Consider the following 24,307-nt stretch of genomic DNA (forward strand, 5'->3'; position numbering starts at 1 on the left):
GTGCAGCACCGCAGCGAACATAACGACGGGCAAGCAGTGAACGGCCGCGGCAAGCCACGGCTGTTTTATCAGTAGAAACAGACGCGACCGGGAGGGCGGGGGCCCGACCGGTGTTGGCGTCGCATGGGGAAACGGGGAAGAAGATGAGTGACGAGAACGCCCGCCGGCCGTTGCCGGGGGACGCGGCCGCCCACGGGCATGGCGGCCAGCCGGGGAGCGGCGCGCAGGGACCGAAGCGACCGAAGGGAACAAAGGGTTCGAGCCGCTGGACCGTAGGTCTGGTCGCATTGGCGGTCATCGCTGGCGGGGCCACGTGGCTGCGCTCGCGTGGTGCCGAGAAGACCGTGCGCGCGGCGGCTGCACCGTCCGTCACAGCCGCGAGCGTCGAAACGCGTGACGTCCCCGTCCGGCTCATCGCCAACGGCACGGTCACGGCGCGACAGACCATCGACGTTCGCCCGCAAATCTCCAGCACCATCCGTCAGGTGCACATCAAGGAAGGCGACTTCGTCAAAGCCGGGCAGTTGCTGTTCTCGCTCGACGCCCGCATGGACGAAGCGAACCTCAAGAAGGTGCAGGCGCAACTGGCGAAGGACGAAGCCGATCTCGCCAACGCACGACGCACGCTCGCGCGCACCAAACAACTGATCGCCGAGCACTTCGTCTCGCAAAGCGCGCTCGACACGGCGCAAAGTGGCGTGGACAGCCTCACCGCGCAGGTGGCCGCCGACCGTGCAGCGATTGCCGCGAGTCAGGTGGCGGTCGACTACAACCAGATCCGTGCGGGCATCGATGGCCGCACCGGCGCGATCAACGTGCATCCCGGCAGTCTGGTGACGCCGGGGGGCGCAGCGCTCGTGAGCATCACCCAGCTCGATCCGATCGACATCAGCTTTACGCTGCCCGAAGGGGCGCTGGCCGAATTGCAGGCGGCGCGTGCGGGTGGCCCGGTCGCCGTGACGGCCACGCTCGGGACCACGGGCGTGACCGTCACCGGTCAGCTCAGTTTCATCGACAACGCGGTGGATTCGCAGACGGGCACGATTCGCCTGAAGGCCGCCTACGACAACCGTGACGCGAAGCTGTGGCCTGGCATGTATCTGAACGTCGCCGTCATTGGCCGCGTGCTCAAGCAGGCAAGCGTCGTGCCGCCGCAAGCGGTGCAGACCGGGCCGGACGGCAAGTTCGTCTACGTGATCGACGGCGACGGCAAGGTCAGCGCCAAGCCGGTCAAGGTCGGCTACGTGGAAGCGAAGCTCGCGGTCGTCGATGGCGTGCCCGCCGGGGCGAAGGTTGTGCAGGAGGGCGCGGAAAACCTGCGTCCGGGGAATAAGGTGACGGTCGTGGCGTCGCGCGAAGGCGGTGTCGGTGCGGGTGGTGGCTCAGGGAAAGCGCCATGAACCTCTCAGAACTCTGTATCCGCCGGCCGGTCATGACGATCCTGCTGTGCGTGGCGGCGGTCGTCGCGGGTCTGATCGCGTACGGACAGATTCCGATTTCCGCCCTGCCCAGCTACAACTCGCCGGTGATTCAGGTCACGGCCACGCTGCCGGGTGCGAGTCCGGAGACGATGGCCGCGTCGGTCGCCGCGCCGATGGAAAAGCAGTTCTCGACGATTGCCGGTGTGGCGGTCATCAGTTCGACCAATACACAGGGCACCACGTCGATCATCATCGAATTCGACAGCGACCGCGATATCGACGCGGCGGCCGTCGACGTGCAGGCGGCGCTGTTCCGTGCGCAGCGCAAGCTGCCGGTGGAGATGACGACGCCGCCGTCGTATCGCAAGGTCAATCCGGCCGACGCGCCGATTCTGTTCCTCGCGATGAACTCGCCGTCGATGTCGCTTGCCGAACTGGACGACTACGCGGAAAACCTCGTCTCCCCCACGCTCTCCACGCTGCCCGGCGTGGCGCAGGTGCTGATCTTCGGCCAGAAGCGTTTCGCCGTGCGCGTGAAGGCCCGTCCCGACGCGCTCGCCGCACGCAAGCTCACGCTCGACGATGTGGCGCGCGCACTGGCCTCGGCCAACGCGAATAGCCCCGTGGGCACGCTCGACGGCAGCCGTCAGACGCTGACCATCGAGGCCAACCGTCAGATGACGAAGGCCGACCAGTTCGCGAGCCTCATCATCGCCAGTGTCAACGGCAGTCCCGTGTATCTGCGCGACGTGGCGGACGTGCAGGATAGCGTCGAGTCGGTGAAGACCGGAAGCTGGGTCAACGGCGAGCGTTCCATCGTGCTTGCGGTGCTGCGTCAGCCCAATGCGAACACGGTCGCGACGGTCGATCAGGTGAAAGCGGCGCTGCCGCGACTCGCGGAGCAGATGCCGCAGTCGATTCAGGTCAAGCTGCTCAACGACCGTTCGGTGTCGATTCGCGAGTCCATCGACGACGTGCAGTTCACGCTCGCGCTCACGGTGATTCTCGTGACGCTGGTGATCTTCCTGTTCCTGCGCCGTCTGGCCGCCACGCTCATTCCGGTGATGTCGCTGCCGGTGTCGCTGATCGGTACCGTTGCGCTCATGAAGGGCATGGGCTACTCGATCGACAACATCTCGCTGCTGGGCATTACGCTCGCTGTAGGGCTGGTGGTCGACGACGCCATCGTGATGCTGGAGAACATCGTGCGTCACATCGAGAACGGCGTGCCGCCGTTGCGCGCCGCGCTGGTCGGCTCGCGCGAGATGGGCTTCACGATTCTTTCGATCTCGATTTCGCTGGTGGCGGTGTTCATCCCCATCTTCTTCATGCCGGGCGTGATCGGGCTGATGTTCCATGAGTTCGCGGTGGTGGTGTCGCTGGCGATTCTGGTGTCGGCGGCGGTGTCGCTCACGCTGATTCCGATGCTGTGCAGCCGCTATCTCAAGCACGAGCAGGACGAAGGCGTCGGCCTGCGCGCCACGCAGTGGTTCGAGGACGGCTTCGTGTGGGTGCAGGATGCCTACGTGCGCAGCGTCGATTGGTGCCTTGCGCACCGCAAGTGGGTGATCGGTGCCGCGGGGGCCACGTTCATTGCGACGGGCGTGTTGTTCGCCACAATCCCGAAGGGCTTCTTCCCGAGCGAAGACATCGGGCAGGTGCAGGTGACGGCCGAAGGCGCGCAGGACATTTCGTTCACGGCGATGTCGGCGTTGCTGCGTCAGGCGGGTGACATCATCCGTGCGAATCCGGCGGTGGAGACCGTGATCGTGTCGGCCAACGACAGCAATCAGGGCCGCATGTTCATCAACCTGAAGCCGCATGGCGAGCGAGCGCACATGAGCGAAGTGCTCGAAGCGTTGCGGCGCGACGTCAAACAGGTGCCGGGGCTGAACGTCTACTTCAATCCGGTGCAGAACCTGCAACTGGGTGGCAAGCAGAGCAAGAGCCGCTATCAGTATGTGATGCAGAGCGTGAAGCCGGGCGAGATGCAGTTGTGGTCCGACCGGCTGATGAACCTCATGCGGGCCGATGCAATCTTCCGCGACGTGACGACGGACGCGCAGATGAAAGGCTTGCAGGCGCGACTCACCATCGACCGCGACAAGGCGAACACGCTCGGTGTCGCCATCGGCGATATCCGTAGCGCGCTTTACAGCGCGTTCGGCGAGCGTCAGGTGTCGACGATCTACACGCCGAGCGACAGCTATCAGGTGATTCTGCAAGCGGACGACAACGACCGCCGCGACGAAGGCGCGTTCGACAAGATCTACGTGCGCGGCAAGGGCGGGGCGCTGGTGCCCCTCTCGGCCGTGGCGACGGTCGAGCGCAAGATGGGGCCGGTATCGGTCAACCATCAGGGCCAGTTGCAGGCCGTCACGCTGTCGTTCAACCTTGCGCCGGGCGCGGCGCTGGGCGATGCGTCGAAGAAAATCGTGGGCTTCCAGCAGCAGTTGGGCTTCCCGCCGAGCATCATCACCAGCTGGGGCGGCGATGCGGCTGCGTTCCAGAAGTCGCAGTCGAGTCAGGTGGTGTTGCTGGTCGGCGCGTTGCTGGTGATCTACGTGCTGCTTGGCGTGCTCTACGAGAGCTACATCCATCCGATCACGATTCTGGCCGGTCTGCCGTCGGCGGCGGTTGGCGCACTGATCACGCTGCGTCTGTTCGGCATGGATCTGTCGCTCATCGCGGTGATCGGCATTCTGATGCTGATCGGTATCGTGAAGAAGAACGCGATCATGATGATCGACTTCGCGCTGGACGCGCAGCGCAATGGCGGTATGACGCCGCTCGAGGCGATTCGTCAGGCCTGCGCGCTGCGTTTCCGTCCGATCATGATGACGACGCTGGCGGCGCTCATGGGCGCATTGCCGATTGCGCTGGGGCTGGGGGCAGGGGCGGAGCTGCGCCAGCCGCTCGGTCTGGCCGTCGTCGGCGGGTTGCTGTTCTCGCAGGTCATCACGCTCTACATCACGCCGGTCATCTATCTGTATCTCGACCGCTTCGCCGGTAACGGGCCGCTCGTGCTGCCCGGCGACAAGGCGGCGAACGACGGCAGCGGTAAGCACGGCGGCAGCGACGCCGCCGCTGACGTCAATGTGCAGAAGACCAGTCGCGCCCACTAAGCGTTGACGAAACCGACGGCGCGCAGCGGCATTTCCTGTCTGCTGCGCGCCATCGACCCTCCCTTACGGCGCCAAGCGCCCTCCCGTTTGCCACGCAAGCCATGCAAATTGGCTTGTGAATCCGCTGATTTCTGACGTTTGCGCACACTTTTGTAGGCCCTTGGTTTGCGTTTAGTCACATTCCTATTTTTCATTTGACGTAGCCGACGGCGTCCTGCTGTCCGGTATCCACAGCCTGCCTTGTTTCCACGCCGATTTCGCGATGATTTTCGCGACTGTCGAGGCGCGTCCGGAGGTATCGGAAATGGCGCACGAATAGGCGATTTCATGCTTGCGACGAATGTCAATTTGCGAAAGCCGAGCGACGCACGCGACAACGCGACGACGCACATTCGGGCATAAATCGCCCCAGTCGTTGCGAGCGAGTCTCTCGGATCGTGACGTCGTTTCCTTAAATCTCCTCCATCCCTCAACTCTCGGACTCGAAAAATGAACGTATTCACAGACGCGAACGTCATCGCGCAAATCAAACACAAGCTGGCCACGCGCCTGAACAAGCGCGCTCAGCGCGGGGTCACGCTGGTGGAACTCTCGGTGGCCGTCGCCGTGATGGGCCTGATCATGGCCGGCGCGATGGTCGGTGTGCCACGCCTGATGAACAGTGTGAAGCTGTCGCAGGAGATGAAGGACTGGCAGATGTCGGTCCTCGCGGTGCAGAACGCGGTGTCCTCCGGGATGCTGATTGCCGGGCAGACCAAGCAAGCCGATATTCGTCCGACGGCGATTGCCGAGCCGTTCAACCGGCCAGCCGGCACCACCACGATCCTGAATCGTTTCGGCGGCGAAATCACGATCGACGCGGTCCAGCCCGATGGCTATCCGTCAAGCGGTGTGACGGTGAAATCGGTCGGGTATCCCAGCTCCCAGTGCGAAGACTTCGCGGCGAAAATGAACGGCCTGTTCGCCACGCTGAGCATCAACGGCAACGTCATCAAATCCAAGACCGAAAACAAGATCGATCAGATCAGCAAGTCGTGCACGCAGGACAACAACAGCGCAACGATGACGCAAGCCGATCTCGAATTCACCATCGCCGGCTGAGAAGTCTTTTCGGGAATCTGACCAACGACCAAAGGCGGACAGAACATGACTCTTCCAGGAATGCGTGTTGCGGTGCTTGCTTCCATGCTGGGGGGCGCGGCGCCATCGGCTCTGGCGGCCGAAGCGGTGCCAGACACGGACGTGACGTGGACGTTCGCTAGTCACAAGCCGCTGATGCAATCGCTTGGTGGCGGCGCCGATGCGATGCCCGTGCCCGAGTCCACCGGTGCGCAGCAGCCCGCGCAAGAAGGTATCCACGCCATCGACGACTCGCGGCGCGACGTGCAGACGGTGGGCGTTGCCGATCCGGTGGCGATTTCGCCACCCGCTCCGGTTGCGATGGAGCTTGCCCTGCAACCGTCGGACGGCCGTGTCTCTCAGGCCGTCCGACGGTATGCCGAGCGCAACGGCTGGCAACTCGCGTGGGAGATCGAGCGGGATTTCCCCATCGAGTATCCCGCCACGTTTCGCGGGGATTTCCTCGGCATCGTCGAGCAGATCGTGCGCTCGTTGCAGAACACCGATGCGCCGATACGCGTCAAGGTTTACGAGGCCAACCGCGTGTTGCGCGTCGTGCACGCCACACAATAACTTCCGCCGTGTCCCATGCACGGCGAACCACATCGGAAGCGGTCATCCATGAGAAAGCATCTCGGCGTGTTGTGCGCCATCACGTTACTGACAGCGTGCGGCACGCCGGGCCTGCTGTCGAAAACCGACGAGAACGTTACATAGGTACGCGAGACGATGCGCACCGCCAACGACACACATGCAGCAACGGCCATAGGCGCCATCGAACATGTCGATGGCGCCTGGCTGTCAAGAAAATCAGTCGCGGTCAACGCGACGATCGCACTCCCCGAATTCTTCACGCGTCAGGTGCGCTTCGCTACCGGCGCGCCCCTGCCCATGTCGGTGCTGCTCGCGCAAGTGGCGCGCGGTCATGGTCTGACGATTCGCATGGCGTCCGATGTCGCCTGCGATGGCGGTGCGTCGGTCGGCGCTGGGCCGGGCGGTCGCGGCGGGGCCGCAGGCGCGACGCAGCGCTTTCGGATCAACTGTACCGAGAGTGGTGAGCCTGCGGTGCCGCTGCAATACCACGGCTCGCTGTCCGGGCTGCTCGACACCATCGCGCATCGATCCGGCACACACTGGTCTTATCGCGATGGCGTCGTGCAATTCGCGCGCTACGTAACACGGACCTTCCAGATCAAGATGATGCCAGGCAGCTCAACGTACACGGCGTCGGTCGGCAAGGCGTCCAAGATGAAGGCGGATCGCGGCGCGTCCGGCGGCGGTGGCGGGACGTCGGCGGGCGGTGTCGATCTGAGTTTCAATGCCGACGCGAACGTCACGGTCGAATCGGAACTGGATTACTGGACGGATCTCGTCAAAACCGTCACCGACATGCTCTCGCCGAGCGGACGCGTCACGCCGTCGGTCGTCACGAGTTCGCTCGTCGTCACGGATACGGCCGATATCGTCGAGCGCGTGGCGCGATACGTCGAATCGGAGAATGCGGTGCTTGGCCGCCAGGTGAAGCTGCGCGTGCAGGTCTATTCCGTCACGCTCGACGAAAACTCGGCGGCGGGCATCGACTGGGATCTCGTCTATCGATCTGCCAGCGGCTTCGTGGCGGGTCTGAGCGGCCCGGCGCTTGGCGGGGCGCTTATGACGCGCAAGGGCGGGCTGGGCATTCGCACGATTCCGAACGGTCGTCTGGCCGGGTCCAGCGCGTTCATCAAGGCGCTGAGCAAGCAGGGCCGCGTGAGTACGGTGATCGACACGACGGTCGTCACGCTGAACAACCAGCCAGCGCCGGTGGCCGTCACTCAGAACCGGGGGTTCGTCGCGCAGACGAAGATGACGCCGGGCAATTACGGCGGACAGGCCGTCGTGACGGCCGAGCAATCGGTCCTTACCACAGGCTTCGTCATGAACCTGTTGCCGACGTTGATGGATAACCGGAGCGTGATGCTCCAGGTGCAGATCGATATGTCGGACCTGAAGAAGCTCGACAAGATCAATCTGCGCACGGGGAAGGAAGCGCCGAGCGGCAGCGATGCGGGAGCATCCGGTAGCGGCAAAGGCCCGGGCGTGCGTGCGGGCATCGATGGCAAAGGGGCGAGTATCGATATCGGCGGCAAGGATGACGACCGTCGCCGTGACGACGACGGCCTCGGCGCGGGCACGTTCATGCAACTGCCGATCACGGCGTCCGTGCAGACCATGCAGCGCGCGTCGCTCAAGTCGGGCGATACGCTGGTGCTCAGTGGTTTCCGTCGCAAGGACGACAACACCGAGCGCGACGGCATCTTCAACTACGAAGGGGGCACGAAGGAAGCGAACCAACACGTGAACGAGGTCGTCATTATGATCTCGCCGGAACTGACCGAGGGCGTGTGAGATGGGACGCGCACTGTCCAACCACCTCGTGATCGGCGCGCAATGGGAGACGCTGATCGGTCTCGAAAAGGAGATGGCCGAGATCCGCAGTCTCGCGCGCAGCCGCGACGCCTCGCACTTTACCGTCACCGATGACGGGGCAGGCACGCGCACCGTCGGGCTGGTCTCGCTGCCCGACGCGACGGATACGGGTGCCGCGACGCCCCGGTACGCGCTCGCGGCGGTGCTGCGCACGCTGGTCGACGGACCGAACGTCGCGTTCATGCACCCGGACCCCGACGACCCCGCCAACGCGATGTTCGTGACGTTGCGCGACCATCGTCCCGAACTGGATCTGGAGGTCCCGGCGGCGCAGTTGAAGCATCGTCTCGATCAGTGGACGGCCGAGGTCGAAGGTCCGGTGAAAGTCGCCGGGGTGATGCGCACCGATCTGCCGCACGCCGACGTCATCCTCACGCTCGACGACATCGCCGCCGCTGCCGTTCGCGAGGCAACGCCGGAGACGCGCATCAAACCGGTGCGTCAGGCGCTCCCGGCTCGACAATTGAAAATCGCTGCTGCGGTGGTGACGCTGCTCGCGGTCATCGCTGGCGCAGCGTACGGCGGGTGGCAATGGTACGAGAGCATCCAGCGCGAAAAGCTCGCCGCGGCCAACCGCGTCGATCCTGTCGAGGCTTACAAGCGGGCGCTGACGCGGGCACTCGCCAACGAGTCGTTCTCGACCGGCGCATCCTATGCAAGGCATTTGCAGCGCGCGGTACAGCAACTGCCCGCGAATGCCGGTGGATGGCGACCGGCATCCATCGACTGCAAGGCAAGGACTTGCGAGATCGCGTGGCGGCGTCTCGAAGGCGGCACCTTCGACCTGTTGCTGTCACAACGTCCACAGGCGCAGATCGTCGATCTCGACCATGCGAAGGAGCGCTTCGTGCTGCCTGAGGACGATGCGACCTCGGCGAGCACGGTCGCCGCATCGCTCGGTGCGGCCAAAAGCGAAGCGCGCACACCGGCAGGCACACCCGCCGTCGAAGCGCTCGAAGACGATGGCGATGCCCGCGTCGCCCCCATCCCGCGCAATCAGTTTCTTCGCACGGCAGGGGCGCGGCTGCAGGCGCTTGGCGACTACGGCATGGATATCGCGCTGACGATGCCAGAGCCGCTTGTGCCGGTGCCACCGGGCGTAGCCTCGCGCAACGACATACCGCCGCCTATCTCGAAAGGCGAATGGAAGATGGCGGGCCATCTGGCGTTCTTCGACTCCGTCGCGGGCCTGATGATGCGCGCGGGCAACATGTCCCTCGGCGAACTGAAGATTGTGATCGACGACGGCAAGCCCGTCTTCTCCGCACAAGGAACCTACTATGTTCACTAAGTTGCTCCGTGGCGCCGTGTGGGCGACGGCGACGCTGCTGTCGGCGAGTGTCCATGCCGAAGAGACGATCGACGCCTTCGCGCGGGCGCATCTGAAGGCATCGCAACAGGCGCAGGACGCCAAACAGGCGCAAGCCAAAGCACAGGCGGCGGGGGACGGGCAGACGCCAGCGTCCGCCAAACCCGCGCTGACCGATGCGCCGCCCGAACTGCTGTTTATCTACGGTGTGGAGAACGCCTCCGTCGCGTATCTGCGTGTGGAGGGCAAGTTCGGACGCAACGTGACGAAAGGCGACAAGGTCGGGCACTGGCAGGTCGTGCAGATCGGTGACGATTTCGTCGACATTCGACGCGGCGCACGGCAACAACGGCTGCTCCTACCCAACACCTTTGGCGCCGTGCCGTCGTCTTCCGCGCAAGCGAGTCAGCGCGTCCCGGGGCAAGCGCATGGCGACGATTACTGAACGGCTGCGCGCCACGCTGGCGCACCTCGGACGACGCGGGCACACGCGCGCCGTCGTCCGCCCTATCGCCGATCTGCGCGAGTCCGACATTCAGGCGTTCGGCTGGCGACAGGACCTCGGCATCACGCTCGCGGGCGCCGAACACGGCGCGCTGGTGCTCGTTGCGATGAAACCCCGCCTGTACCTCGTACTGCTGGAGAACAACACGTTCGTGCGCATGCAGGGCTCCGATTTGCTCGAACGCTTCGACCGTGCCGTGCGCGCCAAGCACCGGCTGGATCTCGAAGGCATCTACGTCGGCACGACAGAAGAAATCCTGCTGATGCAGTCGCGCCTTCAGCAGCAAGGAGACGACGGTAGCCAGATGGGGGAGCAGCGGACCGGTGCGTATCGTAATTTCGATCTGATCATCGAGCGTGCGGTGGAAGCCGGGGCGTCGGATATCCATTTCGAGTTTCGTGAGGGACGTCACGTTCAGGTGCGCATGCGCATTCACGGCAAGCTGCGCATGTCGGCGGAGAGCGATCGTCTCGCCCGCGACTATCACGCCATGCTCGATGCCGTCTCGGCCGCGTATAACTCGCGCGCCGATCCGAGCAGCCGCAGCCATAATCACTTCGACGACGCACAACACCAAAGCTGCTCGATTCCGTTGACGATCCGTCAGCGCAAATACCAGTTGCGTTTCCAGAGTGTGAAGGAGAATCGCGGGGTGGACGTGGTGTTGCGTCTGCTGATCAACGAAGCGACGGACGGCGATGTCCTCACGCTCACCCAGCTCGGCTATGCCGACGATCAGATCGAGATTCTGGAAGACGCCGTGCACCGCAGCCCGGGTCTTACGATCATCGCGGGCGAAACCGGCTCCGGCAAATCCACGACGCTGCGCACGCTGATGACCTACGAGCGCGATTCGGGCAAGAAATTCTTCTCCATCGAAGATCCCGTCGAGTACATCCAGCCGCATATGACGCAGATCCCGATTCAGCGACGCGCGGAAGACGGCCCGGGAGAATCGCCCTTCGGCGCGGCAGCCAAGGTCTTGCTGCGCGGCGACCCCGACAAACTGATGCCGGGCGAGATCCGTGATGCGGAGACCGGCTCGTTCGCCAAGTCGATGACGGAGACGGGCCACCAGGTGTTGTCGACGGTGCACGCGTCGAGCGCGTTCGGCATCGTGTCCCGGTTGGTCAGCGACGAAATCGGCATGCCGCTCTCGGCCGTCGCCTCGCCCAATTTCCTCACGGCCATCGTCTATCAGAAGCTCATCCCGGTCCTGTGTGCGCACTGCAAGCGTGCCGCGCCGGACGCGCCGGACGTCATCGACGCGGCCACGTTGTCGGTGATCGGCGCGCTCGGCATCGACGCGTCGAAGGTTTGCGTCGAAGGGCCGGGTTGCGAGCGATGTTCCGGTCGCGGCACGAGCGGGCAGACCGTCGTGGCCGAAGTGTGCGAGCTGACCGACGAGTTGCTGGACCTGCTGCGCGAGGGGCATTACTGGGACGCCGAGCGTCACTGGCGTGCGCGCCACGATGGCGACCTGACCAGTCCGCACATGACCGGCAAGTCCGCGATGGAACATGCCATCTACAAGATGTCGCAGGGACTGGTCGACCCGCACGATATCGAAGCCGCGTTCTGCAAACTCAAGAAATTCCATTTCCGTCAGTCGACGTCGTTGAGCGCCGCTTCGACACGGCGTCTCGCCAGTGTGTGACGACGCGCTGCATGCGTCGATGTCGGCGTAATTCCCCCACGGATATTCAGCACCGAATGCCATGATCGAAGCCGCTAACCGTCTGCTCGCCAAGCTCTCGCCCGCGCGCGACCCCTATCCCGGCCTGACGAAGGCCAAGCGCCAGTTCCGCAAGTCCCGCGCCAAGTTCTACAGCGACTTTGCCGACGCCATCGAAGACGGCGCGAACCCGTTCGAACTGTTCTCGCGCCGCTACGCGCGGGCGAAGGAGCGTCGCAATCCGATGGCGCCGTTGTACGCCGTGTGGCGCGACCGGGCCAGCTCGCAGAACCTGCAAAAGTCGTGGGCGGGCACGATTCCCGAGGAAGACCTCGTCGTGATCGCGGCAGGCGAGAAGGGCGATCTGCCGGGCACGCTGCGCTTTCTCGCGCGCGTCGTCACGCTCCAGCAGCAAACGCGCGCGGCCATCGCGGGCGCGGTGGCGTTGCCGATCTTCATGTCGGTACTGCTCGCGGCGATTCAGTGGGGCGTGGCCTACGGCATGATGCCGATCATGACGGAGATCATGCCGCCGGAGAAATTCCCGCTGGTCGGCGCGGGCCTCTATGCGATGTCCAGCTTTGTCGCGAACTGGTGGCCCCTCCTCTATGGCCTGCCGTTCGCGCTCGTCATGCTGATGTCGTTCTCGTTCAGCCGATGGACGGGACCGCTGCGTCGTCGCTTCGATAACTTCGGCCCCTACGCCGTGTATCGCGACGTGCGCGCAGGTGAGTTTCTCGTGGCGCTCGCCGCGCTCACCGGTGCGAAGACGTCCGTGTTCGACGCCGTTTCGCTGCTGCTGACGCGGGCGTCGCCCTGGCTGCGGTGGCATCTGCTGCGCATGCGGGCCTCGCTCAAGAGCGAGCGCAGCATGATCAAGGCGATGGATACGGGCATTTTCAACGAGGAGGTGTTCGATCGGCTTGTCGAGTACTCGGGGCGGACCAACTTCGACGCAGGTATTCGCAAAATCGGGTTGATGACCATCGAAGAGGTCGCGGAACGCATCAAGGTCCGCTCGGCCACGTTACGCTCCGTGCTTCTCGCACTCGTCGGCCTGACGATCATCTTCACCGTGGGCGGCATGTTGCAGATCGGCCATGCGGCAGGCGAGTACGCCAAATCGATGTTCTGACGATGGTCACTCTTTTCGAATTTCTGTGGCGCGAATTTCAGGCGCTGCCGCGTGAAGCGGTCGCTGCGGCGATGGCCGTACTCGGGCTGTTTGCGGGCAGCTTTCTGAACGTTGTCGTCTACCGGCTGCCGCGCATGCTGGAGACGCAGTGGGCGGGCGAAGTCGCGGCGTGGTCCGGACAGATTCCGCCGGTGACGCCGGTCTTCAATCTCGCATGGCCGCCGTCGCGCTGCCCGCATTGCGAGTCGCGCATTGCGGCACGTCACAACTTCCCGGTCGTAAGCTACCTGTGGCTGCGCGGGCGATGCGCCGATTGCGGTACACGGATTGCGCTGCGCTATCCCCTCGTCGAAATCGCTGTCGGCGTGCTGTTCGCCGCGATGGCGTGGACGTTCGTGCCGTCGAAGCAATACGCTGCGATGCTCGTGTGGAGCGGTTTCGGTGCGACGTCGCTGGCGCTCGCCCTCATCGACATCGAGACGCGATTGCTGCCGGACTTGCTCACGTTGCCGTTGTTATGGGCGGGGCTGTTGTGCAGCGTGATGGGCGTGACGGTGCCCGTCGACGAAGCGGTGTTGGGGGCCACGCTCGGGTACGTCGTGATGTGGACCATCGGATCGGTGTACCGCGCGCTGACGCACCACGAGGGCCTCGGCGGCGGCGACGCCAAGCTCGTCGCCGCCTGTGGTGCGTGGCTCGGATGGATCGGCGTGCCGCTGACGCTCGCCTTCGGCGCGATGGCTGCGACGCTGGCGTTCGCCGCCTATGGGCTGGTGCGCGGGCGCGTGCTGCGCGAGCCGATGCCGTTCGGCCCCTGGCTCGTGCTCGGCGCGTTGGCAAGCGCGCTGTGGGGCGAGCCGTTCCTAGACCTGTGGCTGCGCACGAGCGGCTAATGGGGTGGAAGCGCTCATCGTTTCGACGTCGGATGCGCCGTCGAGCGAGACATCGGCAACGGCACGGGCATCGCCACGCGCGTTGACGGTCTCCCCTGCACCCTGATGCCACGCCCGTGCACTCACTAACATCATGTCCGCGGCCTTCTCCCCGATCATCATCGACGGGGCGTTGGTGTTGCCACCGATGAGCGTCGGCATGATCGACGCGTCGACCACACGCAAGCCTTCTACGCCACGCACCTTCAGTTCCGTGTCGACGACCGACGCCGCGTCGCCGCCCATCCGGCAAGTGCCGACGGGGTGATAGATGGTGTCGGCACGCGCACGGATCAACGCCGTCAGCGCTTCGTCCGACACCACGCCCCGGCTGTGCAATTCCTCGCCGCCGAACTTCGCGAGCGACGGTGCCGCGAGAATGCGCCGAATCACACGCGCCCCGCGCAGCAGCGTGTCGACATCTTCCTGCGCCGTCAGAAACGCCGGGTCGATGTGCGGCGCGTCGCGCATATCGGCAGACGCCAGCGTGACGCGTCCGCGGCTCTTCGGCCGAAGCACGCACGCATGCAACGACAGACCGCGCCGCAGATGCAGACGCCGGTTGTGGTTGTCGCAAATCCCCACGAGAAAGTGCATCTGCAAGTCGGGCCGCGCCAGCGACGGGTCGCTTTTCAGAAAGCCACCGGCTTCCGCCACGTTGCTCGCGAACAGCCCGCGCCGGTCGCGCAGGTATTCCATCCCTTGCGTGAGCAGATGCCAAAGCCCTGCGGGTGTGTAGCCGACGAGATCGCGATGCGCGATGTACTTGTTGACGATGAAGTCGATGTGATCCTGCAAGTTTTCGCCCACACCGGGTGCCTCCACCCGCACGTCCAGGCCATGCGCGCGAAGCTGATCGGCCGGACCGATACCCGAGCACATCAGCAACTGGGGGGAGTTGAACGCGCCTGCGCTCAGCACGACTTCGGCGCGCGCATGAATCGTTTGCACGGTGCCTTGCCGTTGCAGCTTGATGCCCGTCGCGCGCTTGCCGTCGAACACGATGCGCTGCACCAGCGCGTCGGTGATCACATGCAGGTTGTTACGCGTCTTGCCGTGCAAATAAGCGCGCGCGGCGTTCCATCGCTCACCGTCCTTCTGCGTGACCTGATAGATGCCCGCGCCTTCGTAATGCTCGCCATTGAAGTCGTCGCTGACGGGGAATCCGGCTTCGCGCGCGGCGTCGACATAGTGTTGCGAGAACGGATTGACGGTGCGCAGATCGGCGACGTTGAGAGGGCCGCCTGCACCATGCCATGCGTTCGCGCCACGCTCGTTGTTCTCGCTGCGACGGAAGTAGGGCAGCACGTCGTCCCACGCCCAGCCGGTGCAGCCCGCTTGCGCCCAGTCGTTGTAATCGTCCGGATGCCCGCGCGTGTAGATCATTGCGTTGATCGAGCTGGAGCCGCCGAGACCGCGCCCGCGTGGCTGATAACCCTGACGTCCCGCCAGTCCCGCCTGCGGTGTGGTGCGATAGCCGTAGTTGCGGCGCGACGCGAACGGCACGAGTGCTGCCAGGCCGAGCGGCAGACGCACGAGAAAGCTGTTATCCGGCGGCCCGGCTTCGACGAGTGCGATGGTGCGGTCCGGCAAGCCGTCCGCCAGACGCGCCGCGAGTGCGCAACCGGCCGACCCGCCGCCGACAATGACGTAGTCATAGTCCATGCTGTCATCCTCCCTTGGATGGCACTGCTTCAACTTTGTCGTTGAATGCGTTCGCTGCTGCTTGTGCTGCTCGTTCTTATGATGCTTTGCGATGCCTGTGTCGCATGTGTGGTTCGCTGCTTGCGCCGATCTCTGAGGCGTCTCGTCGACGTCACCTTACAGCGGCACTCATTGTAGGCAGACAATGCGTGTGCCCGGGGGGGGAAGTGAAGCATTCCTCTAATTTGCGCGAGCACGAGGGCTTAACCGCTATGATGAAATGATCGACTTGAAGTGACCGTCCCATGCAGGGCATTCGGGATGATGCGCAAGGGAGACACGGATGACTGAAGCCTGGCAGACGCACGACGTCACCAATCAGGTGCCGCCGCTCACGGACTACAACCTCTACGCGACCGATGCCGCGCTGCAAGCCGCGGTGGCGGCGTTCGACGCGCACTGGCACGCGAAGGAATTGCATCGCCAGGGCGCACGGGTGGGCGAGGCGGAAGTGCAGCAATGGGCGCAGGACGCCAATCGTCACGCGCCGGAACTGCAATCCTTCGATTCGCAAGGCAATCGTATCGACCGTGTCGCGTTTCATCCCGCGTGGCATTCGCTCATGGGGCTTTTGCGCGGTGCACAACTGCAATCGTTGCCGTGGGCGCATCCGCGCGGCGGGGTGATGGCGGCGCGCACGGCGTCGTACTTTCTGCACGCGCAGAACGAAGCCGGTTCGCTGTGTCCCACGACGATGACGTTCGCGAGCATCCCGGTGCTGGCGAAAGAACCGGCGCTCTTCGCCACGATCAAGGACAAGCTGCTCGCGCCCCAGCACGATCCGCGCGACGTGCCGCTCGCGCAGAAGCACACCCTGCTCATCGGCATGGGAATGACGGAGAAACAGGGCGGCTCCGACGTGCGCACGAACACCACCGTCGCGACTGAAGTGGGCAAGGGCGAGTTCTCGCTCGTCGGTCACAAGTGGTTCTTCTCCGCACCGCAGTGCGACGCGCATCTGGTCCTCGCGCGCGATAGCGATAGCGACGCGTTGTCGTGCTTCTTTGTGCCGCGCTACCGGCCGGACGGCCACAAGAATGCGGTGCAGATTCAGCAGCTCAAGGACAAGCTCGGCAACCGCTCGAACGCGAGCAGCGAAGTGGAATTTCGGGGCGCGTACGGCACGCGTGTCGGTGCGCCGGGGCGCGGTGTGCCCACGATTATCGAGATGGCGACCTACACGCGACTGGACTGTGTGATCGGCAGCGCGGCGATGATGCGCACCGGCGTCGTGCAGGCGATTCATCATGCACGGCACCGCACGGCGTTCGGCGCGAAACTCGTCGATCAGGATCTGATGACGGTGGTGCTTGCCGATCTCGCGCTGGAGTCGGAAGCGGCGACGTGGCTGGCGATGCGGCTCGCGCGTGCGTTCGACGCGAGTCTGTCGGACGACGACTCGCCCGTCGAGCGCGCATGGCGACGCATCGTGCTGCCTGCCGCGAAGTTCTGGGTGTGCAAGCGCGCGCTCGAACTCGCGGGCGAATGCATGGAAGTGTGGGGCGGTAACGGGTATGTCGAGACGGGGCCGCTGGCGCGTCTGTATCGCGAAGCGCCCGTCAATTCGATCTGGGAAGGCTCGGGCAACGTGATGTGTCTGGACGCGCTGCGCGCCATGAGCCGCGAACCGGACGTCGCGCAAAGCTGGTTTCAGTGGCTCGGCGAACGTGTCGGATCGCACACGACGCTGCGTGCCGCGCTTGCGCAGTTGCACGGCTGGCTCGCCGCCGATCCTGCGTCGCACGCAGTGCGCGCGCGCGCCATCGCGCAACAGATCGTGTTGCTGTCGCAGGCCGCGTTGCTGCTGGAGCATGCGCCGTCCGAGCTGGCGCACGGGTTCGTCGAGAGCCGGTTCGCGAACACTGGCGGACGTGTCTATGGCGTGATGCCGGACACGGTGCCTGTCGGTGTGCAACGCGCCTGGCTCGACAGAGCGTTTCTTGCGTGAGGCGCGAAGTCAGACATGAGGCGTCGCGCGAAAGCGTCACGCATCGAAGCATCGACTTCATATAACGACAACATATCGACACGACAGTGGTCGGAGCGCTCACGCACCGGCGGTCGCAGGGAGGAACGGCATGGGACACAAAGATGAGATGGGCGCAGGCGGGGACGGGCTTCACGACGCTGCGACGTTGCAGGTGTCGCAAGACGACGATCTGACGCGCGCGTTGCTGTTGCCACGCTTTGACGCGATGCGTCACGCGCACGATGCCTCCCCGCACGTCGAATGGTCGACCCGCAAACGTCATCTGACGGCGTTGCTCGGCATGTTGCACAAATATCGCGAGCCCTTCGCTACGGCCATCGACGAAGACTTTGGCTGGCGGTCGAAAGAAGAGACCGACATGCTCGAATTGTTTCCCTCGCTGGGCAACCTGAAGCATGCGCTGTCGCACACGCGTCGCTGGATGCGTGGCTCGTCGGGTTGGGCAAACCTCTGGCTCCTGCCTGCGCGACGCGCCATCGTCCCCCAGCCGCTGGGTGTCGTGGGTGTCATCGTGCCGTGGAACTACCCGCTGTTTCTCGCCATCGGTCCGCTTACAGACGCACTGGCCGCAGGCAACCGCGTGATGATCAAGGTCTCGGAAGTCACGCCGCGTTTTGCGGAAGTGTTCGCGTCGGCCATTGCCGAGACATTCCCGCCGGAATGGGTGACGGTCGTGACCGGCGACGCGCAGGTCGCACGCGCGTTCTCGTCGCTGCCGTTCGACCATCTGCTGTTCACCGGGGCGACGTCGATTGGCCACCATGTGATGCGCGCGGCAAGCGAGCATCTCACGCCGGTGACGCTGGAACTCGGCGGCAAGTCGCCCGCAATCATCGGGCCGGGCGCACGTTGGGAGCACGCGGTGGAGCGCATCATGCTCGGCAAGCTGCTCAACGCGGGGCAGACGTGCGTTGCCCCCGACTATGTGCTGGTGCCGCGCGAAAAGCTCGATACGTTCGTGGCGACGGCGCGTCAGGTGGCGTCGCGACTTTACCCGGATGCCGTGAACAATCCGCAATACACGAGCATCGTGTCGGCGCGTCACTTCGAGCGGTTGTCCGGTCTTGCAAGCGGGGCGGCCGCGCAGGGCGCTACGTCCCACGCCTTGTTCGACGCACCGGCGCAGGCGGCGCGCAGACGCCTGCCACCCGTCGTGCTGACGGGCGTACACGACGGCATGCGCGTGATGCGTGAGGAGATCTTCGGGCCGCTGCTGCCGGTGGTGCCCTACGACGATCTGGACGCCGCGATTGCGTACGTGAACGCGCGTGCGCGTCCGCTCGCGCTGTACATGTTCGACACCGACCATGCGCGCATCGATCAGGTGGTGGATGGCACCATCTCCGGCGGTGTGACGATCAACGACACGCTGCTGCACGTGGCAGAGCATTCGTTGCCGTTCGCCGGCGTAGGGCCGTCCGGTATGGGCGGCTATCACGGCGAGGCGGGCTTCCGCACTTTCTCGAAGGAGAAGCCGATCTTTCGTCAGGCACGCTGGAATGGCGGCGGTCTGCTCAATCCCCCGTACGGCAAGCGGTTCGCTGCGATGATGAAGCTGCTGCTGCGCTGAGGGACGGGGACTTCGTCACAGTCCAGCGCCGCAGTACGATCGAACCACCCAAAACAAAACCCCCACCGGTTTGACCCGGGCGGGGGTTTTGTCTGACTGACGCCGGTCGACACCGGCGCCTGCCGTGCAGCGATTGCGCCGAATCAGGCGACAGCGCGCAGACCGGCGTCGGCAAGCAGGGCGTCGGCGCGATCCGTGGCTTCCCACGAGAATTCCGGTTCTTCACGGCCGAAGTGGCCGTAAGCGGCGGTCTTCTCGTAGATCGGACGCAGCAGGTCGAGCATCTGGATGATGCCCTTCGGGCGCAGGTCGAAGTGCTTCTCGACCAGCTCGGCGATGCGCTGATCGCTGATCTTGCCCGTGCCGAAGGTGTTGACCATGACCGACGTCGGACGCGCCACACCGATGGCGTACGAGACCTGAATCACGCACTTCGACGCCAGACCGGCGGCCACGATGTTCTTCGCGACGTAACGGCCAGCGTAGGCTGCCGAACGGTCGACCTTCGACGGATCCTTGCCCGAGAACGCGCCGCCGCCGTGCGGTGCAGCACCGCCGTACGTGTCGACGATGATCTTGCGGCCCGTGAGGCCGGCGTCGCCTTGCGGGCCACCGATCACGAAACGGCCGGTCGGGTTCACCAGGAACTTGATGTCGCCCTTGATCAGGTCGGCCGGCAGCACCGGCTTGATGACTTCTTCGATGACGGCTTCGCGCAGCGCGTCCAGCGCGATGTCCGGCGCGTGCTGCGTCGAGAGCACCACGGTGTCGATGCTGTGCGGACGGCCGTTTTCGTACTTGATGGTGACCTGGGACTTGGCGTCCGGACGCAGCCAGGGCAGACGACCGTCACGGCGCACTTGCGACTGGCGCTCGACCAGACGGTGCGACAGGTAGATCGGCAGCGGCATGAGTTCCGGCGTTTCGTCGCAGGCGTAGCCGAACATCAGGCCCTGGTCGCCCGCACCCTGATCGAGGTTGTCGTCGTGTGCGCGGTCCACGCCCTGCGCGATGTCCGGCGACTGGCGGTCGTAGGCGACCAGCACGGCGCAGCCCTTGTAGTCGATGCCGTAGTCGGTGTTGTCGTAACCGATGCGACGGATCGTTTCGCGTGCGACTTGCTGATAGTCGACCGTAGCGGTCGTGGTGATTTCACCGGCGAGCACGACGAGACCCGTGTTGCAAAGCGTTTCCGCAGCAACGCGCGCGTACTTGTCTTGCGTCAGGATGGCATCGAGAACGGCATCCGAGATCTGGTCGGCGACCTTGTCCGGGTGACCTTCGGAGACGGATTCGGAGGTAAAGAGATAGTCGTTCGCCACTTATGGCTCCTCTAACGTATTTGGCGACTCACGTTGCCGTCATCGGAGGAGAAGCGGCGACGCTTTAGCGGAAAGTTGGTCGAATGGGCTGCCTATGTATGGTGGCTCATTCGAATCGCCCCGCAAGTTGTCAGTTAACTCGGCGATGTCGCTTATTATACGCCCCTGAAGAAATCCTGCTTGCGACATGGCTACCACTCCCAAGAAATCCCTCGGGTACTACCTCAGCGTGGGTCTGCTGCGCGGACTCAACCTGCTGCCCTATAGCTGGGTCGCGCGTTTCGGCGCGGGCATCGGGCATGTGCTGTACCTGATTCCCAGCTCCCGGAAGCGGGTGGTACACACCAATTTGCGCCTGTGTTTCCCGCACTGGGACGACGCCACCCGCGAGCGCGTGGCCAAGGCGTCGTTTGTCCACGCGATCCGCAGCTACGCGGAGCGCAGCGTCCAGTGGTTCGGTAGCGGCAAGAAGCTCGAACGCCTCATCGAACTCGATTCGGCCGTCGACCTGCGCGCTCCGGACATGCCCCCCACGATCCTGCTCGGCTTCCACTTCGTGGGCATCGAGGCGGCGTCCGTATTCATCAACTACTCGCTGCACCGGCCCTGCGCCTCGCTCTACACGCCGATGTCGAACCCGGCGTTCGACGCCATGGCTCGCGAGCAGCGCGGCCGTTTCGACGCCGAGATGATCCCGCGCGGCGACAGCGCACGCGACGTGCTGCGCATGTTCCGCAAGAAGAAGCCGGTCATGCTGGCGGCGGATATGGACTACGGCGCGCGAAACTCCACGTTCGTGCCCTTTTTCGGGGTCGAGACTTGCACTCTGACGTCGGTGTCGCGACTGGCGGAAGTCGGCCGGGCGCAGATTCTGCCGTTCATCGGCGAAGTGCTGCCTAACTTCAAGGGCTACCGCCTGAAAGTGTTCCCGATCTGGGAAAACTACCCCAGCGGCGACCCGGACGCCGACGCGCGCCGCATGAACGCCTTCCTCGAAGAGCAGATTCTCAAGATGCCGGAACAGTATTACTGGGTCCACAAGCGTTTCAAGACGCGCCCCGAGGGGCAGCCGGGCGTCTACTGACCGGCACCGGATGCGCGTCGACCTTCTCCACTACAATAGCGGCATGAAGCTCAAATTCACCAAGATGCAAGGTGCCGGGAACGACTTCGTCGTGATCGACGGCATCTCGCAGACCATCGATTTCACGCCCGAACAATGGCGTGCGCTCGCCGACCGCCACTTTGGCGTCGGCGCGGACCAGTTGCTGCTCGTCGAACGCTCCGCCATGCCGGGCGTGGACTTCCGCTATCGCATCTTCAACGCCGACGGCGGTGAGGTCGAGCATTGCGGCAATGGCGCGCGCTGCTTCGTCAAGTTCGTGCGCGACACCGGCTTGACCGACAAGCACACGGTGCGCGTCGAGGTGCAGCAGGGTGTGATTACGCTCACGATGCGCGAAGACGGTCAGGTCAGCGTGGATATGGGCGCACCGATTCTCACGCCGTCCGACGTGCCGTTCGATGCCGCCGGTCTGGAAGGTCGCCGCGAGGGCGACGACACGCTCTGGCCGCTCGACGTCGCAGGCAAGACGACCTGGATTTCCGTGGTCTCGATGGGCAATCCGCACGCCGTGCAGGTGGTCGATAACGTCGACACCGCGCCGGTCGAGACGGACGGCCCGCTGGTCGAGCGTCACCGCCGCTTCCCGCGCCGGGTGAACGCCGGGTTCCTGCAAGTGGTGAGTCAGCACGAAGCGCGGCTGCGCGTGTACGAGCGCGGCGCAGGTGAAACGCTCGCCTGCGGCACGGGCGCGTGCGCGGCGGCGGTGGCGGGCATCCGTCGCGGTCTGCTCAAGGCACCTGTGGCCATCGAGACGCACGGCGGCACGCTCACCATCGACTGGGACGGCGCAAGCGGTCCGGTCATCATGACGGGACCGGCTGCCACGGTCTTCGAAGGTACGATCGAAGTCTGACGGCTTCGGCGTCAGGACAGGCAGCACGGCATTGGTTTCAGACGGATTCTGATTTAGCGACCCAGGCGGCTGCACGTCGCCCTTGTGTTCGGCATAACGAATATGAGGCGCGGCGCGCGGCAGTTGACGAACAGCAGACGGACATTCATGAACGACCGAGATATTGCGGAATACCTGATTGCGCATCCCGACTTCTTCGAGCGCCATGCCGAATTGCTGGCCGGCGTGCGGCTCACCAGCCCGCACGGCCAGCGGGCGGTGTCGTTGCAGGAGCGTCAGATCGAGATGCAGCGCGAGAAGACCAAGCAGATCGAGCGACGCCTCGCCGAACTGATGCGCTACGGCCACGAAAACGACGATATCTCGGGCAAGCTGCACCGCTGGACCCTCGGTCTGCTGGGCGAGCGTGACCCGCATGCGCTGCCCGAGGCGATTGCCCGTGGTTTGCGCGACGTCTTCAATGTGCCGTTCGCGGCCGTGCGTCTGTGGAACGTGGCCGCGCCGTATCAACCGGCCGAGTTCGCCCGCAGCGTCAGCGAGGAAGTGAAGATCTTCGCGACGAGCCTGGTTACGCCATACTGCGGCGCGAACACCGGCTTCGAAGCGGTGACATGGCTGGGCGCGCCGAGCGATCCCGCCTCGGTCGCCCTGCTCGCGCTGCGCGACCCGCAAGTGACCGACGGCCCGGTCTTCGGCCTGCTCGTCATGGGCTCGGAAGACGCGCGCCGCTTCCATGAAGGCATGGCGACGGATTTCCTCACGCAGATCGGCGAACTGGCCGGGGCTGCCCTCGGCAAGCTGCGCGCCGACGACTGAGATGCGCTCCGGATCTCCGGCTGGCAAGGGGAAGGGGGCGAGCGGGGGGACGCACGACACGCTGCCTCTGTCGTCGACCGATGCATCGTCCGAGTCGCCCCCTGAGCCGCCGCTTGAGCCGCCACTTGAGCCAGGCATCCGCACCTATCTGACATCGTTGGCCAGCGAGCGCAAGCTCGCGGCGCTCACGCTGGAAAACTACACGCGCGACCTGCGTCAGTTGCAGCGTCTCGCGAGCGGCCGTGCGCTCGAATCGCTGCAACACGGCGACATCCGCCGCTTCGTGATGAAGCTGCATAGCGAGGGGCTGGTCGGCCGCTCGATTGCCCGCAAGCTCTCCGCCTGGCGCGGCTACTTCGCGTGGCTTGCTCAGCGTACCGCGCTCGCCGCGAATCCCGTCGAAGGCGTGCGCGCACCCAAACAACCCAAACCGTTGCCCAAGGCGCTGTCGCCCGATCAGGCGTCGGCGCTCGTCGAATTCGCGACCGGCACGTCCGCCGAGGCCGTGCGCAACCGCGCGATGTTCGAACTGCTTTACTCGTCGGGCCTGCGTCTGTCGGAACTGACGGGGCTTGACCATCGTTACGTCGAGGCCGACGGCTACCGCTCGGCGAGCTGGCTGGATCTGGCCGAGTGCGAGGTCGTCGTGACGGGCAAGGGCAACAAGCGGCGTCGCGTGCCGGTGGGCGAGAAGGCGGCGCAGGCGTTGGCGCAATGGCTGGAGATGCGCGCGCCGCTGGCGACGGCCGAGCCGCACGCCCTGTTTCTGTCGGCGCGCGGCAAGCGTATCGGTGCGCGCGCGGTGCAGCAGGGGCTGGAGCGTCACGCGCTGGCGGCCGGACTGCCCACGCATGTGCATCCGCACATGCTGCGTCACTCGTTCGCAACGCATGTGCTGCAATCGTCCGGCGATCTTCGGGCCGTGCAGGAAATGCTCGGCCATAGCAATATTTCGACGACGCAGATCTACACGAAGCTCGACTTCCAACATCTTGCCAAGGTGTACGACCAGGCGCATCCGCGCTCACGCAAGAAGCCCTGAGGCTGGCCCCGATGTCGCGCCGGGCTGACGAGGCGCTTTACGGCGTGCGCGCCGAGTCGGTGTAGAATCGCGTCCTTCCTCAGCAAGTCCCGCACAGTGTGCGTTGTGCCGTCCGCCAGCCGGATGCCTCGCGCGTGCGACCGAGCCCGATCCGGATCCGGCCCGCCCGCCGTGCCGCGAGACTTGCCCGTCAC

The 24,307-nt window shown here is 64.8% G+C and carries 18 protein-coding genes; 16 read left to right on the forward strand and 2 right to left on the reverse strand.

Features of this window, described 5'->3' with window-relative positions; genetic code table 11:
* Positions 1 to 143: 143 nt before the first annotated feature.
* The 10 genes from MB84_RS00870 (at position 144) to MB84_RS00915 (ending at position 13,651) form a co-directional block, all read left to right on the forward strand.
* The gene (locus MB84_RS00870) at positions 144 to 1,400 is read left to right on the forward strand and encodes an efflux RND transporter periplasmic adaptor subunit (RefSeq protein WP_084009543.1); all 1,257 of its coding nucleotides are present in this window, start codon (positions 144 to 146) and stop codon (positions 1,398 to 1,400) included.
* Complete coding sequence (locus tag MB84_RS00875) at positions 1,397 to 4,546, forward strand: efflux RND transporter permease subunit (protein ID WP_084009544.1); 3,150 nt, start codon at positions 1,397 to 1,399, stop codon at positions 4,544 to 4,546. The genes MB84_RS00870 and MB84_RS00875 overlap by 4 nt, the downstream gene beginning before the upstream one ends.
* Before the next feature lie 489 nt (positions 4,547 to 5,035).
* A complete protein-coding gene (locus tag MB84_RS00880; protein WP_046290388.1) occupies positions 5,036 to 5,647 on the forward strand; it encodes a pilus assembly FimT family protein in 612 nt (203 codons plus the stop codon).
* Between the two features lie 45 nt (positions 5,648 to 5,692).
* On the forward strand, positions 5,693 to 6,238 hold the full coding sequence (locus MB84_RS00885; protein ID WP_084009545.1) for a toxin co-regulated pilus biosynthesis Q family protein: 546 nt from the start codon (positions 5,693 to 5,695) through the stop codon (positions 6,236 to 6,238).
* 156 nt (positions 6,239 to 6,394) lie between these two features.
* Positions 6,395 to 8,053 (forward strand): secretin N-terminal domain-containing protein, encoded by a 1,659-nt coding sequence (locus MB84_RS00890; RefSeq protein WP_046290389.1) that lies wholly within the window; start codon positions 6,395 to 6,397, stop codon positions 8,051 to 8,053.
* 1 nt (position 8,054) lies between these two features.
* Positions 8,055 to 9,425: a type IV pilus inner membrane component PilO gene (locus MB84_RS00895; RefSeq protein WP_046290390.1), complete on the forward strand. Its 1,371-nt coding sequence runs from the start codon at positions 8,055 to 8,057 to the stop codon at positions 9,423 to 9,425.
* Positions 9,415 to 9,888 (forward strand): hypothetical protein, encoded by a 474-nt coding sequence (locus tag MB84_RS00900; protein WP_046290391.1) that lies wholly within the window; start codon positions 9,415 to 9,417, stop codon positions 9,886 to 9,888. The genes MB84_RS00895 and MB84_RS00900 overlap by 11 nt, the downstream gene beginning before the upstream one ends.
* Positions 9,872 to 11,605: a GspE/PulE family protein gene (locus tag MB84_RS00905; RefSeq protein WP_046290392.1), complete on the forward strand. Its 1,734-nt coding sequence runs from the start codon at positions 9,872 to 9,874 to the stop codon at positions 11,603 to 11,605. The genes MB84_RS00900 and MB84_RS00905 overlap by 17 nt, the downstream gene beginning before the upstream one ends.
* 61 nt (positions 11,606 to 11,666) lie before the next feature.
* On the forward strand, positions 11,667 to 12,758 hold the full coding sequence (locus tag MB84_RS00910) for a type II secretion system F family protein (protein WP_046290393.1): 1,092 nt from the start codon (positions 11,667 to 11,669) through the stop codon (positions 12,756 to 12,758).
* Between the two features lie 2 nt (positions 12,759 to 12,760).
* A complete protein-coding gene (locus MB84_RS00915) occupies positions 12,761 to 13,651 on the forward strand; it encodes a prepilin peptidase (protein ID WP_052652835.1) in 891 nt (296 codons plus the stop codon).
* Here MB84_RS00915 and MB84_RS00920 read toward each other — a convergent pair.
* Positions 13,622 to 15,355: a GMC family oxidoreductase gene (locus tag MB84_RS00920; RefSeq protein ID WP_046290394.1), complete on the reverse strand. Its 1,734-nt coding sequence runs from the start codon at positions 15,353 to 15,355 to the stop codon at positions 13,622 to 13,624. The two genes, MB84_RS00915 and MB84_RS00920, sit on opposite strands and share 30 nt — an antisense overlap.
* Positions 15,356 to 15,677: 322 nt before the next feature.
* Between MB84_RS00920 and MB84_RS00925 the strand changes: the two genes are divergently transcribed.
* The gene (locus MB84_RS00925; RefSeq protein WP_046290395.1) at positions 15,678 to 17,342 is read left to right on the forward strand and encodes an isovaleryl-CoA dehydrogenase; all 1,665 of its coding nucleotides are present in this window, start codon (positions 15,678 to 15,680) and stop codon (positions 17,340 to 17,342) included.
* Between the two features lie 247 nt (positions 17,343 to 17,589).
* Positions 17,590 to 18,954, forward strand: coding sequence for a coniferyl aldehyde dehydrogenase (locus tag MB84_RS00930; protein WP_046293274.1), 1,365 nt, complete (start codon positions 17,590 to 17,592; stop codon positions 18,952 to 18,954).
* A gap of 143 nt (positions 18,955 to 19,097) precedes the next feature.
* Here the strand turns inward: MB84_RS00930 and metK are convergent, their stop codons facing one another.
* Positions 19,098 to 20,276, reverse strand: coding sequence for a methionine adenosyltransferase (metK, locus tag MB84_RS00935; protein ID WP_039394745.1), 1,179 nt, complete (start codon positions 20,274 to 20,276; stop codon positions 19,098 to 19,100).
* Positions 20,277 to 20,463: 187 nt separating this feature from the next.
* On the opposite strand from metK, the gene MB84_RS00940 reads away from it, so the two are divergent.
* From MB84_RS00940 to xerC, 4 genes are all read left to right on the forward strand, one after another.
* On the forward strand, positions 20,464 to 21,360 hold the full coding sequence (locus MB84_RS00940; protein ID WP_046290396.1) for a lipid A biosynthesis lauroyl acyltransferase: 897 nt from the start codon (positions 20,464 to 20,466) through the stop codon (positions 21,358 to 21,360).
* Between the two features lie 43 nt (positions 21,361 to 21,403).
* Complete coding sequence (dapF, locus tag MB84_RS00945; protein WP_046293275.1) at positions 21,404 to 22,255, forward strand: diaminopimelate epimerase; 852 nt, start codon at positions 21,404 to 21,406, stop codon at positions 22,253 to 22,255.
* Positions 22,256 to 22,402: 147 nt separating this feature from the next.
* Entirely contained in the window at positions 22,403 to 23,071 is a 669-nt protein-coding gene (locus tag MB84_RS00950) for a DUF484 family protein (protein ID WP_039394754.1), read from the forward strand.
* 61 nt (positions 23,072 to 23,132) lie between these two features.
* Complete coding sequence (gene xerC / locus MB84_RS00955) at positions 23,133 to 24,113, forward strand: tyrosine recombinase XerC (RefSeq protein WP_425415924.1); 981 nt, start codon at positions 23,133 to 23,135, stop codon at positions 24,111 to 24,113.
* Positions 24,114 to 24,307 lie beyond the last annotated feature (194 nt).

Origin of the sequence: Pandoraea oxalativorans, assembly GCF_000972785.3 — a bacterium.
GTDB lineage: Bacteria > Pseudomonadota > Gammaproteobacteria > Burkholderiales > Burkholderiaceae > Pandoraea > Pandoraea oxalativorans.

Bases quoted from the DNA above. Each gene is read 5' to 3' on its own strand.
- MB84_RS00870 (WP_084009543.1), top strand. From the start codon at position 144: ATGAGTGACGAGAACGCCCGCCGGCCGTTGCCGGGGGACGCGGCCGCC.
- MB84_RS00875 (WP_084009544.1), top strand. From the start codon at position 1,397: ATGAACCTCTCAGAACTCTGTATCCGCCGGCCGGTCATGACGATCCTG.
- MB84_RS00880 (WP_046290388.1), top strand. From the start codon at position 5,036: ATGAACGTATTCACAGACGCGAACGTCATCGCGCAAATCAAACACAAG.
- MB84_RS00885 (WP_084009545.1), top strand. From the start codon at position 5,693: ATGACTCTTCCAGGAATGCGTGTTGCGGTGCTTGCTTCCATGCTGGGG.
- MB84_RS00890 (WP_046290389.1), top strand. From the start codon at position 6,395: ATGCGCACCGCCAACGACACACATGCAGCAACGGCCATAGGCGCCATC.
- MB84_RS00895 (WP_046290390.1), top strand. From the start codon at position 8,055: ATGGGACGCGCACTGTCCAACCACCTCGTGATCGGCGCGCAATGGGAG.
- MB84_RS00900 (WP_046290391.1), top strand. From the start codon at position 9,415: ATGTTCACTAAGTTGCTCCGTGGCGCCGTGTGGGCGACGGCGACGCTG.
- MB84_RS00905 (WP_046290392.1), top strand. From the start codon at position 9,872: ATGGCGACGATTACTGAACGGCTGCGCGCCACGCTGGCGCACCTCGGA.
- MB84_RS00910 (WP_046290393.1), top strand. From the start codon at position 11,667: ATGATCGAAGCCGCTAACCGTCTGCTCGCCAAGCTCTCGCCCGCGCGC.
- MB84_RS00915 (WP_052652835.1), top strand. From the start codon at position 12,761: ATGGTCACTCTTTTCGAATTTCTGTGGCGCGAATTTCAGGCGCTGCCG.
- MB84_RS00920 (WP_046290394.1), bottom strand. From the start codon at position 15,355: ATGGACTATGACTACGTCATTGTCGGCGGCGGGTCGGCCGGTTGCGCA.
- MB84_RS00925 (WP_046290395.1), top strand. From the start codon at position 15,678: ATGACTGAAGCCTGGCAGACGCACGACGTCACCAATCAGGTGCCGCCG.
- MB84_RS00930 (WP_046293274.1), top strand. From the start codon at position 17,590: ATGCGTCACGCGCACGATGCCTCCCCGCACGTCGAATGGTCGACCCGC.
- MB84_RS00940 (WP_046290396.1), top strand. From the start codon at position 20,464: ATGGCTACCACTCCCAAGAAATCCCTCGGGTACTACCTCAGCGTGGGT.
- dapF (WP_046293275.1), top strand. From the start codon at position 21,404: ATGAAGCTCAAATTCACCAAGATGCAAGGTGCCGGGAACGACTTCGTC.
- MB84_RS00950 (WP_039394754.1), top strand. From the start codon at position 22,403: ATGAACGACCGAGATATTGCGGAATACCTGATTGCGCATCCCGACTTC.